We start from the raw sequence: 2,749 nt of genomic DNA on the forward strand, positions 1-2,749 counted from the left end.
CCACATCACCACCAGCCGTCAGCTTCAGCTCAATCTCACGCAGCAGCTTCAAGATGTCTTCGTCTGAATGTCGCTTCCTCGCCATGCCCAATCCCCCTCTCGCGGCCAAAGTAATGGCCCAGTTCTAGGGGGGAAGGACAAGCCCACAAGCATCGACATCCTCTTGGAGTCGAACAATGAGGTCATCGCGATTGAGTCGAAGTTCGTGACAGATGCTGCGCATGGATTTGGTGGATGTGGCCAGGTTGGAAGACGGTGCGCTGGTTTCCACGGCCCGGGTTCGGACCTTTCAACCAAAACTTCGGCATGGTGCCGGCTCGAGAATTGGGAACGAAAACGCTCACCTCGCACATACTGGGCAACCGGAAAGCGGTATTTCAGGGAGGAGGTTTCTTTGCCTCAGTCGAGCGGACAGCAGTGTCCTTTTGCAGGGTTCAACTACCAACTTATGCGGAACTTCCTCTTCGCCGCCGCCTTCGCCGAAAGTTTTCAAAGAAATTACTTCGCTGTGTTGACTATTGCGCCCAAAGCATTCGCGAACAAACTTATCTCGCAGGTTCATGCATTTCGGGAAAATGTTTTGAAGGAAGGGTATCGAGAGAGGCTCGTGTTCGTGACTTACGAAGACTACTGCAAAAGTATTGATAAATATACTGGAATGGGGGCAGGGGGGCTTTCTGAGTTTTTGCGGGAGGCGATCAGGAGGCAGGTGCTGTGCGATTAAACTCTTTGAGATAAGCTTGCATCCCTAAGAACTCTCTAAGCAAGAGATTCTAGTCTTATCGAGATTTTATGGGCAGCTAAGAGTCCATTGGGCGGACCCGTTTGCCAAAAGGGGAGGCGGTTAGCTATATCAGCGCCCAGTCCGTGAACACGTATCTGGTTTCCCGTAACTTCTCCGATGGTCTGGACGTCACGCTTTCTCGATTATGTCGTTTTTCGACATCTTCAAGTTCTGTCTTGGGAAGTGGGGCTGTCTTTAGAGTGCCCTTTCGATCATCTGCCATAACAAACTCCTTCCTGACCCCAACAACTACTCCGGGGTCCTTCGGCGGTCTCCTTGGCAGAAGTATGTGGAGACACACCGCAACGCGGGGACCATTGAGATCAGGCGGAATATCGGCAAATCAGTGTGAAAGAGAGTTTCTCGGATTACACACCTACACACCGATGCCCCGCTCTCTTCCCCAAGAACAGACTTACCAGATTTTGCGTTTCCTGTCGGAAAATGAATTGTTTCGCGAACTGGGATTTTTTGGTGATTGGTTCTGTTCGCTGCCCCAAGTCTCGTGGGGGCTAGCGCACCAGCGGATCTAATCAGTTCAGTGATGCTTTCGCGGACATCAAGGACGCGTCCCCACACGATCAATAGTTTGGCACTTTCGATCCACGCCACAGTAAGATCGGTGATCTAGTCGGCACCAGGGCAAGCCAATTATTAACAGTAGTGCGCTTGTCGAATGTATCGACGAGCGTCATCTGTTTCGAACTCGCGATACCGCCCCCCAGAGTATCTCGCGCAGTCTAGGGCGTTGCCCGTGGCGATGACGGAGGCGGCAAGGTCGTACTCGCCAACGTAACAGGTGCCGATGTAGCGGTCGTAGCTTTTCTCACCATTCAGTTGGCAGACCACCGTCTTGCCTGCCACAAATCCCTGCAGCGCCCGTGTCGCGGCTCTGTAGCGCGCCTGATCCCGCTCTGGGGCATCGATGCCGTTCAGGCGGACCTTGATGTCTCCAAGCCAGAGGGTGTCGCCATCGATGACACGGCGCGTCCCTTGATTTCGGCGGCGTGTGTCAGAATGGTTCCGAGGACGAGGGCGAGCGTTGTGTAGAGCAAGCGAAGCATCATTATTGCCTGGCACAGTAGTAGCCAAAAAAAGGGGTTAAGGTTGGCGCAGTGTTGGTCTTCGTACCTTGCCCGAGACACGCTGGCAAACCCCAGCCGTGGGAAGAGGACTTGCATCGATACGGCTGAGGTTTTTCGCTTCTACGGGAAGAAGCAATGAAATCTTAAGTGGTGTACCCCGAAATTATCAACGTGATAATATAAGCAAGAAGATGAAAGTTCCGGCGGCATATAAACGATGACCATACGAGGCTGCCATTTTCCGAGCTTGTCAGCTGATGCATCATCTTTAGCCGTACACCAGCCGCTTACGATCCCTATGAGACCCTGTCCAAACTCTCCATTTGTCCAGAGCGCCTCCTGAATTGGATAAGCGGACAGTTTGGACGCCCGCAACTCTGACGTGGCCCAATGACCGCTGTTTGTTGAAGGGCGGTCATCTGACAAATTGAGTCAGATGTCTCTTTCGAGCCCGAAGCGGACCTGTTGGATTCTCGCTAAGTGCGCACGCCGAGAATCTATCGCGGCAACGCCGCGACATCAGTTGCTACTCTGCTGCGAGAAAAGCCGCCATTCGGACAAGCTGTATAGCAATACATTTCCCAGGTCTTAGCTTTCGGCCCCTATTTTGGCCCCTTTGGACACATCTTCAATCATGAACTTCTGGGTGCTGCCATCTTTGGCTTCACCGAGCCAGATAGTTTGCTGCGGGAACGGGATCTCGATTTTGCGTTCGTCGAAGACCGTCTTGAGGTACCCGTTGTAGGCACGCCCGATGGCCCATTGCTTGCCGGGCACGGTCTTGATGCGCGCACGCAGCATGACGGCGCTGTCTCCGAAGGCGGTGATGCCCAACCACTCCAGCGGGGCGATGACGGACACGGCCGTTTCCGGGTCCTCC

The 2,749-nt window shown here is 53.6% G+C and carries 2 protein-coding genes and 1 pseudogene; 1 reads left to right on the forward strand and 2 read right to left on the reverse strand.

Annotated features, from left to right (window positions below):
* The first annotated feature begins 67 nt into the window (after positions 1-67).
* Complete coding sequence (locus ACKLNI_RS00280; RefSeq protein ID WP_413716992.1) at positions 68-724, forward strand: PGN_0703 family putative restriction endonuclease; 657 nt, start codon at positions 68-70, stop codon at positions 722-724.
* A 714-nt stretch (positions 725-1,438) separates the two neighbouring features.
* Here ACKLNI_RS00280 and ACKLNI_RS00285 read toward each other — a convergent pair.
* On the reverse strand, positions 1,439-1,864 hold the full coding sequence (locus ACKLNI_RS00285) for a thermonuclease family protein (RefSeq protein ID WP_413716993.1): 426 nt from the start codon (positions 1,862-1,864) through the stop codon (positions 1,439-1,441).
* 593 nt (positions 1,865-2,457) lie between these two features.
* A pseudogene (locus ACKLNI_RS00290) lies at positions 2,458-2,749 on the reverse strand (mechanosensitive ion channel domain-containing protein); the annotation flags it as partial.

This window comes from Silicimonas lutimaris, from assembly GCF_047314965.1.
GTDB lineage: Bacteria > Pseudomonadota > Alphaproteobacteria > Rhodobacterales > Rhodobacteraceae > JAVJUV01.